This window comes from Lysinibacillus sp. FW12 (assembly GCF_050817245.1).
GTDB classification, from domain to species: domain Bacteria; phylum Bacillota; class Bacilli; order Bacillales_A; family Planococcaceae; genus Lysinibacillus; species Lysinibacillus irui.
In genome coordinates this window covers 1,006,388-1,024,462 of record NZ_CP139094.1, presented here as the reverse complement: position 1 = coordinate 1,024,462, position 18,075 = coordinate 1,006,388, and the positions used below count along the sequence as shown (strand labels likewise).

General features: G+C 37.4%; 16 protein-coding genes. 6 read left to right on the top strand and 10 right to left on the bottom strand.

Annotated elements, in window-relative coordinates:
• Entirely contained in the window at positions 1 to 552 is a 552-nt protein-coding gene (locus SJW71_RS05230; protein ID WP_431811836.1) for a sigma-70 family RNA polymerase sigma factor, read from the bottom strand.
• Positions 553 to 724: 172 nt separating this feature from the next.
• Here SJW71_RS05230 and SJW71_RS05225 point away from each other — a divergent pair, with 172 nt between their 5' ends.
• Together SJW71_RS05225 and SJW71_RS05220 are read left to right on the top strand one after the other, a co-directional pair.
• Positions 725 to 901 carry a YvrJ family protein gene (locus tag SJW71_RS05225; protein ID WP_429978572.1) on the top strand — a complete coding sequence of 59 codons (177 nt, stop codon included), beginning with the start codon at positions 725 to 727 and terminating at the stop codon, positions 899 to 901.
• A gap of 1,162 nt (positions 902 to 2,063) precedes the next feature.
• The gene (locus SJW71_RS05220; RefSeq protein ID WP_312505918.1) at positions 2,064 to 2,309 is read left to right on the top strand and encodes a hypothetical protein; all 246 of its coding nucleotides are present in this window, start codon (positions 2,064 to 2,066) and stop codon (positions 2,307 to 2,309) included.
• 58 nt (positions 2,310 to 2,367) lie between these two features.
• Here the strand turns inward: SJW71_RS05220 and SJW71_RS05215 are convergent, their stop codons facing one another.
• Positions 2,368 to 2,865 carry a GNAT family N-acetyltransferase gene (locus tag SJW71_RS05215; protein WP_322611071.1) on the bottom strand — a complete coding sequence of 166 codons (498 nt, stop codon included), beginning with the start codon at positions 2,863 to 2,865 and terminating at the stop codon, positions 2,368 to 2,370.
• 737 nt (positions 2,866 to 3,602) lie between these two features.
• Between SJW71_RS05215 and SJW71_RS05210 the strand changes: the two genes are divergently transcribed.
• Positions 3,603 to 5,033 (top strand): amino acid permease, encoded by a 1,431-nt coding sequence (locus SJW71_RS05210; RefSeq protein WP_274794322.1) that lies wholly within the window; start codon positions 3,603 to 3,605, stop codon positions 5,031 to 5,033.
• A 164-nt stretch (positions 5,034 to 5,197) separates the two neighbouring features.
• On the opposite strand, the gene ald is transcribed toward SJW71_RS05210, so the two are convergent.
• From ald to SJW71_RS05190, 4 genes are all read right to left on the bottom strand, one after another.
• Positions 5,198 to 6,328, bottom strand: a complete 1,131-nt coding sequence (ald, locus tag SJW71_RS05205) for an alanine dehydrogenase (RefSeq protein ID WP_431811835.1) — start codon at positions 6,326 to 6,328, stop codon at positions 5,198 to 5,200.
• 19 nt (positions 6,329 to 6,347) lie between these two features.
• A complete protein-coding gene (gene kynU / locus SJW71_RS05200; protein WP_322605914.1) occupies positions 6,348 to 7,634 on the bottom strand; it encodes a kynureninase in 1,287 nt (428 codons plus the stop codon).
• Positions 7,635 to 7,790: 156 nt separating this feature from the next.
• A complete protein-coding gene (locus SJW71_RS05195; RefSeq protein ID WP_322605875.1) occupies positions 7,791 to 8,399 on the bottom strand; it encodes a TetR/AcrR family transcriptional regulator in 609 nt (202 codons plus the stop codon).
• Between the two features lie 94 nt (positions 8,400 to 8,493).
• The gene (locus SJW71_RS05190; protein ID WP_322605874.1) at positions 8,494 to 9,342 is read right to left on the bottom strand and encodes a pyridoxamine kinase; all 849 of its coding nucleotides are present in this window, start codon (positions 9,340 to 9,342) and stop codon (positions 8,494 to 8,496) included.
• A gap of 178 nt (positions 9,343 to 9,520) precedes the next feature.
• On the opposite strand from SJW71_RS05190, the gene SJW71_RS05185 reads away from it, so the two are divergent.
• A complete protein-coding gene (locus SJW71_RS05185) occupies positions 9,521 to 10,075 on the top strand; it encodes an ECF transporter S component (RefSeq protein WP_274794325.1) in 555 nt (184 codons plus the stop codon).
• 141 nt (positions 10,076 to 10,216) lie between these two features.
• Positions 10,217 to 10,657 carry a cell wall hydrolase gene (locus SJW71_RS05180; RefSeq protein WP_274794326.1) on the top strand — a complete coding sequence of 147 codons (441 nt, stop codon included), beginning with the start codon at positions 10,217 to 10,219 and terminating at the stop codon, positions 10,655 to 10,657.
• 120 nt (positions 10,658 to 10,777) lie between these two features.
• Here SJW71_RS05180 and SJW71_RS05175 read toward each other — a convergent pair whose 3' ends face one another.
• The 3 genes from SJW71_RS05175 to SJW71_RS05165 all read right to left on the bottom strand — a co-directional run bounded on the left by SJW71_RS05175 (position 10,778) and on the right by SJW71_RS05165 (position 16,070).
• Complete coding sequence (locus tag SJW71_RS05175) at positions 10,778 to 13,015, bottom strand: 5'-nucleotidase C-terminal domain-containing protein (RefSeq protein WP_431811834.1); 2,238 nt, start codon at positions 13,013 to 13,015, stop codon at positions 10,778 to 10,780.
• A gap of 213 nt (positions 13,016 to 13,228) precedes the next feature.
• Complete coding sequence (locus SJW71_RS05170) at positions 13,229 to 14,494, bottom strand: MFS transporter (protein ID WP_431811833.1); 1,266 nt, start codon at positions 14,492 to 14,494, stop codon at positions 13,229 to 13,231.
• Between the two features lie 115 nt (positions 14,495 to 14,609).
• Complete coding sequence (locus SJW71_RS05165) at positions 14,610 to 16,070, bottom strand: amidase (protein ID WP_431811832.1); 1,461 nt, start codon at positions 16,068 to 16,070, stop codon at positions 14,610 to 14,612.
• A 130-nt stretch (positions 16,071 to 16,200) separates the two neighbouring features.
• Here SJW71_RS05165 and SJW71_RS05160 point away from each other — a divergent pair, with 130 nt between their 5' ends.
• Entirely contained in the window at positions 16,201 to 16,932 is a 732-nt protein-coding gene (locus SJW71_RS05160) for a response regulator transcription factor (RefSeq protein ID WP_431811831.1), read from the top strand.
• 227 nt (positions 16,933 to 17,159) lie between these two features.
• Here SJW71_RS05160 and SJW71_RS05155 read toward each other — a convergent pair whose 3' ends face one another.
• Positions 17,160 to 18,056, bottom strand: a complete 897-nt coding sequence (locus tag SJW71_RS05155) for a hydroxymethylglutaryl-CoA lyase (protein WP_431811830.1) — start codon at positions 18,054 to 18,056, stop codon at positions 17,160 to 17,162.
• Positions 18,057 to 18,075 lie beyond the last annotated feature (19 nt).

Below are 18,075 nucleotides of genomic sequence, written 5' to 3'. Positions count from 1 at the left end.
CTAGTTCACCTCTTTTCTAAGCATGTGATGAAGTTTATTTAATGCCTTTCGATGAAGATTGGATATATTCTGAGGTGTTGTTTGTAAGCTTTCAGCAATAACTTTTATAGGACTGTCTTTTACATAAATCATTTCTAAAATTTGAAGCTGCTTGTCTGTTAACTTTCTTAATGCTTTAAAAAGCTCTTCATTTTCAACCGTATCTAATAGCCCTTCTTCAATCCTTTCATCTTCCCCTGCACTGTCAAACTCTGATATGCCGTTGTCTACAATTAATAAGTAACGGTTTTGCAATCTTCTCCTTTTTTTATCAAAATCCAAGCTAAAATAATAAATTAAACTGCTGACATATTTTATTTTTCGAACCCTTATATAGTGTGATTGAAAAGTTTCATCAACCATTTTCATATTACAATCGGTTGGATATAAGATAGCATTTTGAACCAAATATAAATTTTTAGCATCAGCCAAAAAACTACTGATAATTGGATTTTTAACCTGCTCCATATTCCTGCGAAAAAACTCTTCTATTTTTTGATGCTCATTACACATTTTCATCACTCCTATAGATCCGCCTTCTTTGATAAATAAAGTGAATATCATATATCTATTATAAACCAAAAACAGAACAAATGTTCTGAAAAATATTTATTCATATTGATTTTATAAAGAGGCATTTCACTTTTTGTTGTAAGGCACAACATTAACGAAGGAGGAAGATGTCATGATAACACTCGAAACGATTCAAATATGGGTAAGCCTAATTGGAAATTCTGGTTTCCCTATTGCCATCACAGTCTATCTATTCATCCGCTTTGAAGGGAAAATAGATAAATTAGAAGCTGTCATCACGGCGTTATCTGAAGATATAAAATCTCTTACTGATAAAAAAGGAAGATAAGCAACATAATTACCGGCTTGCTACGGTAAGTTATGTAATGGAAGTAATTTTTCGCAAGTCAACCTGCCAAATAATTTAGGTTATAGATCTAATTCTATCTGGGGGGGCTTTTATTTTTAAATGGATATTTCATAATGAATTTCTTTACATCTGCTATCCTTTTTTGATAATAGCCTACAAAATAAATGGAGTATAAAGTTAATGCTCCCCTTTCAACAGTGTTATCATTAAAACAGGAGAGGAGATTCTTGTTAGCCTATAAGAGAATAATTATAATCCATTTACTTATTATGTTTTCTAGTATTTTTATTAGTTTTCAGATAAAAAGTATATTGATGGGATTATTGATATTTTTGTTGGTTTATTCTTCTCTATTTTGGATGTTTATTGGATTACCATATGGACTTCAAACAAAGTCAAAGTTTTTTGAGATGTATTGGAATTGGTTAATAAAAGGCGGGAGAATTGGTCCGAAAGGCTAAAGATTTGTTCATAAAGATTGCTAAATAATATAAACAGATATTTCATTTTGTAGGTCAATTTAACCTACCTCAAAATGTTAGACTATCACTAGCATTCCAGGGTAGGTTTTTTCTTTATAGTGAGCCAACGCGTAAAAAGCAAACATCAGCATCTTTCCTTTTAGCATATTTTTCCTATTTTTTGTTCTTAGTACTTTTCATTACCATAAGAGCTGTTGGAGTTGAGACCTTAGGTATTTAGCTAAAACTTATTAATTGAAAGGATTTGAATACGGAGATGGATATTCTAATTCCAATTGGGATAGGTTTTTTCGCTAATATGTTAGTATTTGGAATAACCATGTTTGTTATAAAAGATAAAAGAAAAGCTACAAAGCTAACACTTGTTGTCTTCGGAATCATTGTTCTTCTGTCATTGATCATCGGTAGTTGGTCAGGAATGGGCTTATTTGTTATAAGCTTAGGTATGCTACTCTTATCTATCTGTTTATTTGTATTTATTTTTATTGAGCGTAGCTTCATAAACAAGGACCTATAGAAATTGCCTTTGAAGAGTAATTCCTTCAAAGGCATCTTTTTATTTGACGGTAGCACCCTTTTTAAAGAGTACTGCCGTGTGACTTAACCGTGCATTTGCATACCATATATGTAAGAACAAATAGTTAGATGGGGGGAATTTTATGGATCTTATAGTGACCATTTTTCTCATGCTAGATATTCCCTATAATTACTTTCACGATTCATTCCCCATTATGATTGAATACTTGGGGATTCTTGGATTTTGGCTAGCACTCCCATTATCGGTCATTGTTATCTTGCTAAGTATATGGTTACTTATAAAGAAAGTGGGCATTGTTAGCTCTTTACTTATTCTTTTTACGACAGCCATTCTTTTATATTTTGCATTATTTTCTTTGTTCCTTTGATACTCACCATAATAAATTGAAGCCTTTGAATGTGCATACTTCAAAGGCTTTTTCTTTCTTAGAAAAACAGTACCATATAATCCTCATCAAAATATTGCTGTCCTATTTTTAAGGCGTTTCGCTCTGTTCCAAAAACGCGAAAGCCTAACGATGTGTATAATCCTTTTGCTGATTCATTGGAAGAAACAACTGTTAAATTAATCTGCTCGACATCTACTAATGTCTTTGCTTGATTGATCACTTCTACCATTAGTTGCTTTCCTATGCCCAATCCCCGTTTTTTGGGAGAAACATAGACAGCAAAAATGCTCGCTTTATGCTTGAGCTTCACTTTATTTGCTTGCACTAATGTCGCTACTCCAAGCAAATCCCCCTGATTAAATGCCCCAAATGTAAATGTTCCCTGCCCTTCGAGTCTACTGGCAAACGACTCAAGCGATATATCCTTTTCTTCCTCAAAGCTAGAGCCAAATGCCTCTGGATTCGTTTGTAGTCCTTCCAATCTCAATTCTCGATAAACTTCGGCATCTGCTGCTGTTAAAAGCCTAATATTCATTCTTTTCCCTCCCAAAATACTTTTCATTTTTATCGACCATAATGAAGAGCATTTAATGTACATTGTTAAAAAATTCCATAAAGTGGGAATGAGGTGAATGGAATCTAACAATATAGCCAAATATTTTTAAACATTACAGGAGCAACGAACCTTACCTACAATCTACTCATTTACTATCACAGGAAGAACTATGGCGAGTAACACATGAGGGAAAAGGTCCATTGGTGAACTCTTTTATCACCTCCATTAGATTCTGAAAAGCTACATACAGCAATTGCCCACTATTAATCTTATTCAAGTGATTCAGTTGTTGGTTATTCATGAAAGGCATCACTTTACCATCATCCAAGAAATGGCTGTATAAAAAGATAGCAGGTCTTTGTTGGTTACTTTCCTCAAAGGCTTTTTTATATGTAGTTCATCTTATCAATGTTATATTTCCTTCGAAAATTGATAATATATCAATTATTGATACGAATGTCTTTTTTCAATGAAAAGGATAGTTATACATTTAAACACCTTAATATAATTGATATATCTTTCATTTTCATTAAAACCCTCAAACCAATATACATACACTAAACAGAAAAATACGACATTATTCAGCAAATCATGACGCATAATATTGACACAGTGTCATTTTTAAATTAGTATATGCTTATATTCACAAGATTTATAGCAATGACAGAAAGAAGTTGATCTATGAAAGGTATTATCTACACAAAGGGGCTGAAAAAATGGTTAAAAACAATCACAGTATGGAAGACATTATGGAGCGTGAGAAAGGTTTAAATAAGGGGTTAAAAACGAAGCAAATCACGATGATTGCCATAGGAGGTGCGATTGGAACTGGGTTATTTCTTGGCAGTAGTTTAGCAATTGGTCTCGCTGGTCCAAGTGTTATTCTTAGTTACGCTGTAGGAGCTTTGATCGCACTATTATTAATGGGTTGTCTTGCTGAAATGACGGTTGCACATCCTACAACTGGTTCATTCGGTGCTTATGCTGAAAAATATGTAAATTCATGGTCCGGCTTTGCTATTCGATATTCTTATTGGTTTGCATTAATTTGCTCAATTGGTACAGAGGTCACAGCGGTTGCACTTTATATGCGCTACTGGTTCCCAAGTGTACCAAATGCTGTGTGGATTATATTGTTTGCTGCTATACTGCTTTATGTAAACGCTACCACAGTAAAATTATTCGGTGCTGTAGAATATTGGTTCTCGGTTGTTAAAATCGTCGCGATTGTCGGCTTTATTATTTTAGCTACGGTTGTTATTTTTGGAGCAGATAGCTCCTCCAACATTGGTATACAAAACTATTTTAATGATGGAGGCTTTTTCCCACATGGCTTCTGGGGTATGTGGATGGGGATTTTTATCTCATTATTTAGTTACTTAAGTATTGAAATGATTGCAGTAAGTGCTGGGGAGGCTGAGGATCCAAGGAAAGCTGTCCCAATAGCATTAAAATCAGCAGTAATACGTCTAATTTTATTCTATATTGTCACGCTTATCCTGATGCTCATGATTGTTCCTTGGGGAATGGCTGGTGCAGACAAAAGTCCATTCGTTAAAGTAATGGAGATTTTGAATATTCCTGGTGCGGCATCCGTCATGAACTTTGTTGTCCTAATTGCGGCGCTTTCGGCTATGAATAGCCAGCTTTACATTTCAACTCGCATGATGTTCTCACTTTCAAGAGGTGGCTTTGCGCCAAAGAAATTAGGTGAGCTCAACAAAAGACAAGTACCCACGAAGGCATTGTTTGCATCTATTATCGGTATTGTCATTGCGACAGTATTCTCTATTTTTAAGCCAGAATCAGCTTTATCGCTTATGATTTCAATATCAAGCTTTGGTGCAATGTTTGCATGGTTTATGATTTTTATCACCCATTTATTTTTCCGTAAAAAATACAAGGCAAAAGATGGAGAAAAACTGCCAGTACGTATGATTGGTTATCCTTATTTAACAATCCTAGGTGCCGTTTTATTAGCTTCAGTTGTATTATCAACATGGTTTTCTCCTGACTTTAAGGCAACATTACTTGTTGGTTTCCCATGGCTACTCTTCATTTCCATCTGTTATTTTGTTTGGAAAAAAGTAAATGAAGCGAGGAATCGCGTCATTAAAAATGAGCTTGAGGAAGAACATATCATTTAACACAGTTGCTTTACCGTCGACATAGATAAGATACCTCCAAGACAGATAGGGATAAGCTGCCATCTTGGAGGTATTTTTCTGAATTTATTCCTCATTAAAAGCCTGAGTCCCTAACTACCGAACTCAGGCTGTTTAATATTATTAAATCCTTCACTTTTAGAGTGCTATAATACAAGCTGACCTTTTAGAAGGTCCTCTGCACTTTCATATGGTAGATGTAATGCTTCAGCAACCTTACTCATCGCAATCTTACCTTGATAAACATTCAAGCCTTTTCGTAATGCTTCGTTTTGTAATAGTGCTTCCTTATAACCATTTGCTGCAATTTGTAGCGCATACGGCAATGTCACATTTGTTAAAGCCATGGACGATGTTTTTGGCACCGCACCTGGCATATTACCTACTGCATAATGCACAACACCATGCTTTTCGTATGTTGGATGATCGTGTGTTGTCACATGGTCTGCTGTTTCCACAATTCCACCTTGGTCAATAGCTACGTCTACGATAACAGAGGCTGGCTGCATATCCTTAACCATGTCCTCCGTGACGAGTCGTGGCGCTTTAGCACCAGGAATAAGTACTGCACCAATAACCAAGTCAGCTGTTTTGAGTTGTTCTGCAATATTAAAGCTATTCGATATTAACGTTTGAATACTATCACCGAAAATCTCTTCAAGCTGGCGTAGGCGTGCCGGATTAACATCTAGAATGGTTACGTTTGCACCTAACCCTACAGCAATTTTTGCTGCACTATAGCCTACAACTCCACCACCTATAATGGTTACATTGCCCTTTGCTACACCTGGCACGCCACTTAGTAATATGCCTTTACCGCCATTTGTTTTTTCTAAATAATGTGCACCGATTTGCGCAGCCATTCGTCCAGCAACTTCTGACATTGGAGCAAGTAGCGGCAGGCTACCATCTGCAAGTTGGACCGTTTCATAGGCAATGGCCACCACTCCCTTTTCTAATAACGCCTTCGTTAATGCTTCATCGGCTGCTAGATGTAAGTAAGTAAATAATATTTGCCCCTTGTAAAAATAATCGTATTCCGAAGCGATCGGTTCTTTTACTTTCATGACCATTTCTGCAGCCCATGCATCCTTCGCTGTTGGAACAATTGTTGCACCGGACTCCATATATTGCTTATCTGTAAAATTTGAACCAAGACCTGCGTTCGATTCAATTAGCACTGTATGTCCCTCAGCAATTAAAACACTAGCACTTGCAGGCGTTAACGCGACACGATTCTCCATTACTTTTATTTCCTTAGGTACACCAATAATCATCTAATTCCCACCTTTTTTGTTATGCTACGATTTCACGTTCGTTTTTGAATTGCTCATACAACTTTTCATCCATAATGGTCTTTAAAATTTGCACAACTTCATAAACTTCCTCAAATGAGTTGTACAGTGCCACAGGTGCAATACGAATGCCATTTGGTGCTCTAAAATCAGGAACAACTCCCTTCGCCTTCAATGCCTTACAAATACGAGCTGAATCTGAATGTGTAAGATAGACATGACCACCGCGCAAGTCATTGTTCACTGGGCAATTTAATGCAAAGTCGTAATCACCTAAATAATAATTGTATAGTTGAATAAAATACTCTGTTAGCTGCATGGATTTCTCACGAATGCGTGTAATTCCTGCTTCATTAAAAAGTTCCAGTGCACCTAGTAGTGGTGCTAGGCTTAATAAATGTGGTGTCCCCATTTGGTAGGCACTTACATTTTGGGCTTGTATAAGGCTTGTTTCCATATCAAATTGCTTCGCTTTATCGGAACTGAACCAGCCTGCCAATCCAGGCTTTGTACCAAAATGCTTCTCATGTACAAACAACCCAGCAACTGCACCAGGTCCTCCATTTAGATGTTTATAGTTACACCAGAAGGCAAAGTCTACATCCCAATCATGAAGGGAATGCTCTACAGAACCAACTGAGTGGCAAAGATCAAAGCCTATTAAAATACCACGTTGATGCGCCTCTTTTGTTAACGCTTTCATATCTAGAATTTGACCGCTTCTATATAACACGCCAGGTAGTACAATCAAAGCTACATCTTCTGTCATTGCTGCAACAATATCCTCATGCGTATAATAGTGCCCGTCCTGACTACGTATATATTGAATATGCTCCTCGATATTTTCGTAGTGTAAACCTAGCTGGCTTTGTACAGCATATAAATCTGTTGGAAAGTTTAATTCGTCAATAACAATTTTTGTTTTCTTGCCTGTTGGCTTATAAAACGTTGCAATCATTTGATGCAAGTTAACAGTAGTAGAGCCAGTTGCAATGACTTCCTCTGGTTTCGCACCTACGATCTTTGAAAGCTGAGCACCTACCTGCTCTGATAAAAAGAACCAAGGATGCTCCCCTTGTGTCCATCCATCAATGCCATGCTGCTTCCAAGAATCCAAAAGCTTCAACAAGCTAGCCTCTGCTCTCTTTGATAACAGTCCTAATGAATTCCCATCAAAATAAATTGTGCCTGGTTGAAGATAAAACTGTTCTCTAAATTCTTTTAAATCATCATTTTTGTCTAAAAAAGCTGCGTATTCTCTTGTAGGATTAAATTCCATTATAAACACCTCACTTTTGAAATGATGGTAGCATTGCAATCTATTAACCATCTTATACTCATCTTATCAAAAAGTGACACAGTGTCAATATTTTTAAAAGAAGAATTTTTAAGTTTAAAATCTAATTTTCATCACATTAAACAGAAAAACCTCCAACAAGGGAGGTTAATCTGTATAGAGGCCTTTAATATAAAAGTGTACAATTAATTCTACGTTTTCCTCGATCGAAACATTTTTATCTTGCAAGCAACGCCAAAGGAAGTTCTCATTTATGTGATACCACATATGCGCTACATCTTTAGCATTTAAATGAGGTAAGGCAATATTATTATGTTGTACATATAAAATATCCTTCTCAATATGATCAATAAAATGTTGCTGGACAAGAGACCATTTGTGACGAATTTCCTCTGACACACCAATCGCCTCTTGCACTAGCCTCATCAATTTCTCATTTTCAATACCTTGTTTATTGAACGCTTTTACCTGATATGTAATTTGCTCCCTCGCCTCTTCCTTTGATTTTGGAACAAAACTTAGCTTCGCAATACTGTACATTTTTTCAAGAAGCGAATCTATTATTTCTATTAACAGGGCATCCTTATTAGAAAAATAAACGTATGCTGTGCCATGGCCTACACCAGCTTCTTTAATAATTTGCTTCATTGTTGCTTTCTGAAAGCCCAGTTCAAAAAAAACCTTTTTCCCCGCCTCAATTAATGTCTTGCGTGTTTCATGAGCACGGTCTTGCTTTATCTGACTACGATTCTTCATAATACACCAACTTCCACTTTCTCTATGCCTTTATTATACAAAAGATACACTACTATTCCGATGTCATTAATGTACGATCAAATGACTACAATCACTAAAGGAGCATTCGTAAAAACTGTTCAAAATGCACGCCTGCCTCGGGTGGAACTTGCTCCTTCGATGTTGCTTCAATGGCAGCGGCTAAAAATGTCTCCGCTAGCTTCATGGACTCCACTAAATCTTGCCCACGCATCATGCCACCCATTATGATGGATGCGAATAGATCCCCTGTGCCTGAATAGCTTTGACCGTTGTAGTTGCGAATACTATGAAAAGACCGCTTCGCATCGACATACATATTCCCAACATAACGCTTGTCCGCATCTGCTACTGGTGGATTCAAGCCAGTAATAATGACATTGGCTCCAGTTTCCTGCTGTAGATGTTGACCTGCTTCTTCTAGGGCATGAATATAGTCTAAATCATTTTGATAGCTCAGTAGCTTTTCATATGGCAAGCCCGTAAGCAAGCAGCATTCCGTAACATTAGGGGTAATAATGTCCGCACACTTCACTATTTCTTTCATCCGATCAAGTAATTCTCCTGTAAACATTTTATAGACTTCGCCATGATCGCCCATTACTGGATCAACAAGCAATGTCGTCTTATCGGAGTGAAACACATCTAAAAATCGAAAGATATTATCTATTTGCTCCTTTCCTGTGACAAAGCCCGTGTGAATACCGTCAAAGGTAGCCCCTAGCTTGCTCCATTCGTCTACGAAGAAATCCATCTTTGACGTTAAATCTTCACAATAAAAGGTCGAATACCCAGTTTGCGCCGTTAAAATAGCTGTTGGTAGCGGCACAGCTTGCACACCCATCACAGATAGCACTGGCATCGCAGCTGTTAATGAGCATTTCCCAAAGGAAGACATATCCTGAATGACAGCAACTTTTTTCATCATACATTCCACCTTACTAATCCTGCTTATACTCATCTCATCGTATCATAATTAGAAGAATGCGAAAATAACCTCAATCTGACCCCTATTTTTTTTATAAAATTGACACTTTCACAACAGTCAGTCCTTTGTTAAAGTAAAAATCATCAAAATATTCATCATAGTGAGGAAGAGACAAATGCAAAATATACAAAGGCCATCATCCTATACAAAATCACGCACCAAAACATTTGATTTAGTTATTACAGCGATTTTAGCAGCACTTGTTTTCGTTGCTACAATGTTTATCAATCTAAAGCTACCGTTTGGTCAAGGTGGGCTTATTCACTTAGGGACATCTATGCTTTTTATTTCTGCCATTTTATTTGGGCCTAAAAAAGGAGCTCTTGCTGGAGCAATTGGAATGGGCTTATTCGATATCGTAGGGGGCTGGTTAATTTGGGCACCTACTACTATTATTTCTCGTGCATTACAGGGCTTCATCGTTGGTAAAATTGCTTGGTCAAAAGGTCATAAAGGCGACAATATTGGATTCAACATTTTAGGTGCAGTAGTATCAATGCCTGTGATGATTGCTGTGTACTATATTGGGCAGGCCATTATGTTTAATAGCTGGGTTGCACCATTGGCATCCATTCCAGGAGACGTCATTCAAAACATCGTTGGTTTAATTATTGCCATCCCTGTTTGTGTAGTGCTAAAAAAAACACCCTATTTCAAAAGAAATTTTTAAATTGAAACACGCCATCTTGCTGTTTAGCCCTCAGCTTAGATAGCGTGTTTTTATATTTTGTCAGTATGCCAAACAAATGATTTTACAGATAAAGTGAAACTAGCCTAGTTCTTTTTCATACTATAAGGTGGAGGTGTAAAAATGCCAAGAGTAAAATATCGCGATGCAGACGTTGCTTTAATGGCTAGGATGATGAGAGCTGAGGCTGAGGGTGAAGGAAAACAAGGCATGTTATACGTTGGCAATGTCATTGTAAATCGTGCAGTAGCAACATGTTTAGATTTCAACGATGTCAGAACCATCGAGCAAGTGATTTACCAGGTACAAGGAGGAAACTTTTCGTTTGAAGCCGTTCAAAAAGGTAATATGTTTTACCAAAGAGCAAGAGAATCTGAAAAAAGATTGGCGAAACAGAACCTAGACTACTGGCGAGACCATCCAGCAAAATACGCACTCTGGTACTTCAATCCATATGCTCCATGTCCCCCAACATGGTACGGCCAACCGTTTACTGGTCAATTTAAGAACCATTGTTTCTACGAGCCCGCACCAGGAACTTGTGAGAGTGTTTATACGGGGTAAGAGATTACTTGAACTACGTTAAAAAGTATTTTCATCGCGATTCCGTACCTGTAAGCTTTTCAAAGTGTTGAATTAAAAAAAGCTGAAGGAATAGTGGTTCCTTCAGCCTTTTACTACTGCTTATTTTTTAATCTTTACATATTTGCTATAAACATAGCCCGTTTTATCTTGATAAGCTATTTTATACCAGCCTTGCACTTCACCTAAAATGGCAATTTCAGTATTCTTTGAAATTGTTCCAATTACTTTTCCTGAGTTTGATGGCTTTGAACGTACATTTAAGTGATAGGCCGTAACAATGCCTTTAGGTGTTTCTGGTTGAGTAACAACAGGCTTTGATTTGTCTGGAGCTGGCTTACTTGGATTCACAGGCTTTTCTCCCGGCTTATCTTGTTCTTGTTCAGCCTTAGGATTATTCATTGCTTTTACCAACTTCTGATAAAATTCGCCTGTCGTTTTAACCCCAGCAAATTGGCTTTCATCAACATTTGATTTTGTTGCTAGCTCTTTTATTTCTTCTTTTGTAATCACATCTTTTACATTAATAGATGCGATATTTGTATATTTTCCATCTTCTGTTGTAGGGATAGCTAAAATGTCTTTATTGATTAATTCAACAACAGCAGCACGAGCGGGCGATTTCGTATCAACTCCAATGATTTTCCAATTATTTTGGATCACTGGCTCATACACACCGTTCATCTCTTCTTTTAAATATCGAATGGCTAGATTACGGATAGTACCTCCTGTTTCTCCATAGGCACTTTCTTCTTTAGAGGACCAGATCATATTGAACTTACGCCCTTCAAGTGCTTGACCTTTTGATACAAGAAAATCCATTCGATAAGAGTTCATACCAAGCTTTAAATTGTCTTCCATCTTAATTGGCGTACCGTCTAATTTGCGTAGATTTTTGATTCTGTTACCTGGCTGCTCCGTTAAATCGATGTCATATTTTACATTTCCGAAATAATCATTCGTACTATATTTAGAGGAACGACGAGTTTTATCAAAACTAATCGTCACATCTCCATCTCGTGTGCTATTAAAATAGCCAACTGCCCATTCCATATAATCTTTTAAATCTTTGCCCGTCACTTCATAAACAGATACTTCTCCACCAGCAAATTGATAATTATAGGCGATATCCTTTTTCTTAATAGGGCCTACATCCAATGAAGCTTTATCATTATCAATTTGATGCGCTACTACATCTGCCTTACTATAATGTAGCATGACCTCATGGAAAAAGTCTGATAAAGGTGTTTCTTGAATGTGTACAGTTGGTATGCCTTTAATTTCATTTTTAGGGACAAGATTTGTTCCTTTAAGTTGTGCTACTTCGATATTAGCATCTTTACGTGCAAACTCATGGTATGGCTTCAACGTTTCTTCTAGTTCTTTATCAGATTCAACGAATGTTCCATCTTCTTTCTTTACTGGAATAGTCGAAGCATCTTTTTCTTTTAGCTCTAATTGTTCGCCTTGGCGAGTAAATGTTAAATCAATACGTGAAATATGTGTGCCATATTTATTTGGCTCAGTTATAAAAACGCCGTTCACATCTTCTTTATTAATTAGAACATGATTATGCCCTGCAAAAATAGCTGCAAGCTCTGGAATAGCATTAGCCATTTCCTTTACGCCTGTCCCAGGAACACCATTTTCATTTTCTAGCCCCATATGCATCAGGCCAATCATAACATCTACTTTACCTTCTAATTCCTTAACGACCTTTTTAGTCTCTTCTATTGGGTTTTTGATCACTAATCCATCTAAATGATTTGTGCCCTTCTCATACTCTGTAATTAACGGTGTTACCATGCCAATAACGCCGATCTTAACACCTTCACGCTCAATAATTGTATAAGCGGGTAAATAACGTTCTCCATTTTCTTTATAAACGTTCCCAGCAAGTCTTGCTCCATTAAATTGGCTAGAAACTTTATCTAAGACATCCAAACCAAAATTGAACTCATGATTACCATATGTCCAAGCTTCATAGCCCATTTCATTGACTGCGACCATCATTGGGGATTGTGGCTGATCATTGAATAATTCTGCAGAATTATCCTGTATTAAATCTCCATTTTCCAATAAGATAGTATTCGGATTTTCATGACGAATATCTTTAATAATAGTATATAACTGCGTTAAACTTCCTGTGAGATTTGGTCCATCCACCGCATAATCCCAAGGCATAGAGCGGCCATGAATATCTGACGTAGCGAGGAGTGTAATATGTATATCTTTATCTTCCTCTTGTGCATTGACAGGCGTTGGCGTAACGACAATTCCTGTTGCCAGAATCAATACTGCCATACTTAGTATAGATATAACTTGTTTCAATCGATTCATTTCCTAGTTTTCTCCCTTTTAATTCTGAATTTTAAGATTCCTAACCAGTGTAGCATGTATGGTGATGCCTAACCAGGTAAAATCTATCATAAAAGTAATATCATTTCATAGTTTTAACAGATTTTAGCGTGAGTAAGAGGAAAAAAGCTATAGTACAGGGATATTGAATAAGAGTTCAATACCCCTAATCAGACTTATATCTCATAGAATCCACTAGCCATTGTCAATCTGCGCTCTCTCTCGCTTTTCTTTTAATAACAGTACGCCCATCAAGCCGATCACGGAGAATAGGACTGGCGAAACGAAGCCATAGTAATATCCATCACTTACATTGCCTGTGGCTGCTTGAAAATAATCTAAAATATAACCAAAAATAATTGGTAGCAATGCTGCACTTAGAAAGCCCCCTGTATTCGCAAAACCAGAAACGATACCAGATTCAGTAATAGGGAACGTTTGACGAACAGCCGCAAAGGTTAAGGCACTGGCGCCATAGCCAAAGCCAATAATAAAGAACAGTACGATGAGCCCCCAAAATGACGGATACCCTTTTACTATAAGAAAGGAAAACCAACTTAATAAAACCGTAATTTGAATAGCAATATAAGGCCTTTTAATTGTTCCTAGCCAGCCGGCAACCCAACTCATTAAAGGAGCTCCTATCAGCGCCCCGATTAGGCCAATCATAATTAGCTGACTAGCCTCTGAACGTGTCATCTCATACATGTCGATGCCGTACGGTACTGCCCACGAACTAATAAAACCAACATAGCCTCCAACAACTCCAAAATGACAAAAAAATAAGGCCCATGCTTGCCTACTTGAAAATATTCTTCTTATTAATATAGAAGTTTTTTCACGAGGTACTTCCTCAGTGATCACTGCTGGTTTCTCTGGAATGATACGTTTGGTATTTTTCACAAGCACAAAATAAAGAAGCCCACCACATAACAATAATAATAAGCCCGTTGAAAAAAATGTGATACGCCAACCAAATAAAAGAATCAATGTAGCAAAAGGAACTGTCGCTAACAAGAAACCTAAACTCCCTGTCATACCTGCAAAGCCGATTAAGCGAACAAACTCCTTTTTATGAAACCATTGTGCCAAAATAAGCACCATATTCACCCATATGGTCGCGTCCCCTACCCCTGTTAACATTCTAGAAAAAAACAGCACAAACTCATGTGTACCTAAGCTGTAAAGAATTGTTCCTAATCCTGTAAGTGTAGCACCAAAGATGAGAAAAAAATTCGGTCCAAAGCGATCCGCTAAAATCCCCATAGGAATCTGCAAACTTGTATACACAAAAAATTGGATACTCGTTAATAGCCCGATAGTGGAGGCTGTTACACTAAAATCCCTCATCAATTGGTCTGTAATTAACCCTGGAGCAGTTCGTTGACTTGCCATTAACAAATAGGTAAACAATACAGCAACAAACACAATCCACCTGTACCTATGATGTTGTTTGCCCAATAATCACTACTCCTATTAGCTTTTATTTTATATATATGTAATTTTGATTGTAGGGAAGACCTGCTTTTCAAGAATAAAACGCACCTAATCGATACTAGGTGCGTTTATCCCTATCTTATACGGCGGGCTGAGGCTGTTCACTGACATGTACTGCCGGTTTACGATCTTTCCAAGGCATTGCTTCCTCTAGTTGTCTACCTAGCTGTAATAGCGTCAGTTCATCTGCAAATTTACTTGTAAATTGTAGACCGATTGGTAGGCCAGATTTACTTTCGGCTAAAGGCAATGATAAGGAAGGCTGACCAGTAGCATTGAATAAGTTTGTAAATGGCGCATACGTAAAAATTTGCTCCGTCCATTCAACAGCTGAAATGCTAGGATTATTGGCATTTAATTCACCAATTTTAGCAGGCAATGTACCGATTGTTGGGCTCAATAAGATGTCGTAGTCTTCAAAGAAGCCCGCTACTTGACGTGAAACAACTGCATTAGTATGAATAGCTTCTAATAAATCAGCTGCCTTTAACTGTCCACCATATTCATAGCATTTCCAAATGGCTGCTTCAATATTTTCGGGAGAAACTGCTTTACCCGTCCCCGCTGCAGCACCTTGAATCATTTGATAAATATTCGCTGTCCAAATAGCAACCGTCGCCTTTGTAAATGACGCTTGCTCATATTTCGGACGAGCCTCAACTACTTCGTGTCCTAGGTCCTTTAACACTTGAACTGTTTTATGAACAGCCTCTATGCATTCAGGATCTACAAATGCTCCAGAGTTTGTTTCAGTTGTCCATGCAATTTTTAAAGGGCGTACTTTTTCATGGATTAGCTGTCCATATGGTGCATGTGTTACTTCTAATTTGGAGTAGCTTCCTAAATCAGGACCCGCTACTTGATCCAGTAGCACTGCTGTATCGCGAATTGTACGAGTCACAGCGAACTCGATTGCAATACCATTTAAAGGCTCGCTATTGAATGGACCAGCTGGAACTCTTCCTCGTGTAGGCTTTAATCCAACTAACCCACTACAGGAAGCGGGAATACGAATAGAACCACCACCATCATTCGCATGGGCAATTGGTACAATACCACTCGCAACAGCTGCTGCCGACCCACCACTTGAACCACCTGGACTATGCTGTAAATTCCACGGATTACGCGTTGCACCATAAATAACTGCTTCAGTAGCTGCATTATAGCCAAACTCAGGTGTAGTCGTAGTACCTGCTAAAATCAAACCAGCCTTTCTAAAGCGCGCCATTAATTCACTATCAACAGGCATAACTGTATTTTCCCCTATACGACTCCCCATACTATGCGGGACACCCTCTGCATGTAACACAAGCTCTTTAATTAAAAACGGAACACCTGCAAACGGAGCGTTTTCATCAACCTTCTCAATGGCTTTATCAGCCTGCTCTTCTAACACACTAACTACCGCATTAATAGATGGGTTTACTTTCTTTATCCCTTCTAACGCTAGCTTTTTTAGCTCCTGTGGTGTTACTTCCTTTGATTTAACTAGATCGGCTAACCCCAAGCCATCATATGATGCATACTCTTGTAAATTCATATCATCACCTCGTATAGTAGTAATCTTACAACTATAATGTACTGAATATTCTAAGTATTTAACATTACCCGAAAGGATAATTCTCCTCAAAGTAGAATATAAAAGCATAAGAGAGAAACGAGGTGTTTTCATGTTTTACGAAAATGATGTAGAAAACATTCTTAAAGCTAGCTATCATATTTCAAATATGAATGTTAAACAAAGTAATGAAGGCTTTAAAAGAGAACTGTTGCAAACGTTAAGTCAGCATCTCGACTATCACCATATGCTTTTTTGGGAACTATCAAATAACGAATTAAGTGCCCCAGTGCTTTTTAATATAGAAGGTCATACGATTAATGATTACTTACAAAGCTATAAACACCTTGATCCATTACACCCTCAAAATATAAATTCACAGCATTCTATTCACCTAATGACCAAGAATGAAATTATGTGCCCACAAAAACAAACACACTATAAAGAAGTCTTTTTAAAAGAAAATCGCTATGAAGATGAAATGGCCATGTATTTAAAGGTAAACAATAAACCCGTAGCAGTTATCGGCTTTTTAAGAAAATTGGGCGAGAAGCTATTTAATGAAAAAGATATGTTAAAGCTAGTATATTTGAAAAGAAATATCGAAAACATGTACTCCCTACATCACTATTCACAGCCCTCTATCTTATTTGAAATGACAGAACGAGAACGGGACGTGTTGAATTTTGTTTTCAAAGGTTTAAAAAATGGAGAAATCGCCCAGCAATTATTTGTCAGCGAAAACACCATCAAAAAACATCTTCAAAACCTCTACAGAAAATTTCAAGTAACCAATCGTACCCAGCTGCTTGCCAAGTGTTTGAAGTATATTGACCATGTTTAATAGGTTCCTTCATAGAATTCAAAGGTAGTGTAAATTGGTTCAATTATGCTTCTACGCCTTCATATTTGATTTTATTATCCTAACGAACGATTGATTTAACAGCTTCCAATTTTTCCACGGTAGAAAAAACTGCATCACCAATTGGTAGAGTGTGTCTAACAATTAGTGTGCAGTTCTGATTTTGACTCTATCTATAGGGGAGAAGGTCCCACCCCATATCCTATTTCTTAATTACTTTGCACTTTATAAACTTTACTATCAAGCTGTCTATTTATTGCCTGCTGTAAAAATCGTGTGGCGGTAAACAATTTTCCTTCATCAATATTCGTTTGCACGCCTAAACGGTGCAGGAAATTCACTAAATCATTCGTTGACACATTGCCGCTTGCACCAGGAGCATAGGGGCACCCTCCTAAACCTCCAATAGCACTGTCGTATTTTGTAATGCCCAGCTCAAGTGCTGCAAATATATTTGCTAAAGCACGGCCATACGTATCATGAAAATGAAGGGCAAACAAATCACTATCGTATTGAGTGAGTAACTCTGATAAAATAGCCTTTACTTGTACAGGATCCGCTACCCCAATTGTATCGCCGAGTGAAATTTCAGAAACGCCCATTGCTAGATAGGCATCAATGATTTCCTTCACTGTTTGAAGCTTTACTTCATCACCAAACGGACTGCCAAATACAGTTGAAATATAACCTCTTAACGATATACCTTCACGATTTGCTACTTCGGCTACGGCTTTTAAGTTCTGCAAAGATTGATTAATTGAAGCGTTTACATTACTTTGATTATGCTCCTCAGAAGCAGAAATAAATAACGCAATTTCATCAACCTTTTGTTGGATGGCTCCTTCTATCCCTTTCAAATTAGGCACAAGAGCTGTATACGTTATGTTTTCATGACGTGTGATTTGCTCGAATACTTCATGATGATCGGCTAAAGCCGGTATCCACTTGGGACTAACAAAAGAGGATACTTCGATATGGCGGACACCTGTTTCACTTATTAAGTTAATCCATTGCACCTTCAAATCAGTTGGAATAAAAATTTTCTCATTTTGTAAGCCGTCACGCGGACCTACTTCTCTAATCTCCACTGCTTTTGGTAAGTTCATCAAGATACACTTCCTTTAA

Bases quoted from the DNA above. Each gene is read 5' to 3' on its own strand.
- SJW71_RS05230 (WP_431811836.1), bottom strand. From the start codon at position 552: ATGTGTAATGAGCATCAAAAAATAGAAGAGTTTTTTCGCAGGAATATG.
- SJW71_RS05225 (WP_429978572.1), top strand. From the start codon at position 725: ATGATAACACTCGAAACGATTCAAATATGGGTAAGCCTAATTGGAAAT.
- SJW71_RS05220 (WP_312505918.1), top strand. From the start codon at position 2,064: ATGGATCTTATAGTGACCATTTTTCTCATGCTAGATATTCCCTATAAT.
- SJW71_RS05215 (WP_322611071.1), bottom strand. From the start codon at position 2,865: ATGAATATTAGGCTTTTAACAGCAGCAGATGCCGAAGTTTATCGAGAA.
- SJW71_RS05210 (WP_274794322.1), top strand. From the start codon at position 3,603: ATGGTTAAAAACAATCACAGTATGGAAGACATTATGGAGCGTGAGAAA.
- ald (WP_431811835.1), bottom strand. From the start codon at position 6,328: ATGATTATTGGTGTACCTAAGGAAATAAAAGTAATGGAGAATCGTGTC.
- SJW71_RS05195 (WP_322605875.1), bottom strand. From the start codon at position 8,399: ATGAAGAATCGTAGTCAGATAAAGCAAGACCGTGCTCATGAAACACGC.
- SJW71_RS05190 (WP_322605874.1), bottom strand. From the start codon at position 9,342: ATGAAAAAAGTTGCTGTCATTCAGGATATGTCTTCCTTTGGGAAATGC.
- SJW71_RS05185 (WP_274794325.1), top strand. From the start codon at position 9,521: ATGCAAAATATACAAAGGCCATCATCCTATACAAAATCACGCACCAAA.
- SJW71_RS05180 (WP_274794326.1), top strand. From the start codon at position 10,217: ATGCCAAGAGTAAAATATCGCGATGCAGACGTTGCTTTAATGGCTAGG.
- SJW71_RS05175 (WP_431811834.1), bottom strand. From the start codon at position 13,015: ATGAATCGATTGAAACAAGTTATATCTATACTAAGTATGGCAGTATTG.
- SJW71_RS05165 (WP_431811832.1), bottom strand. From the start codon at position 16,070: ATGAATTTACAAGAGTATGCATCATATGATGGCTTGGGGTTAGCCGAT.
- SJW71_RS05160 (WP_431811831.1), top strand. From the start codon at position 16,201: ATGTTTTACGAAAATGATGTAGAAAACATTCTTAAAGCTAGCTATCAT.
- SJW71_RS05155 (WP_431811830.1), bottom strand. From the start codon at position 18,056: ATGAACTTACCAAAAGCAGTGGAGATTAGAGAAGTAGGTCCGCGTGAC.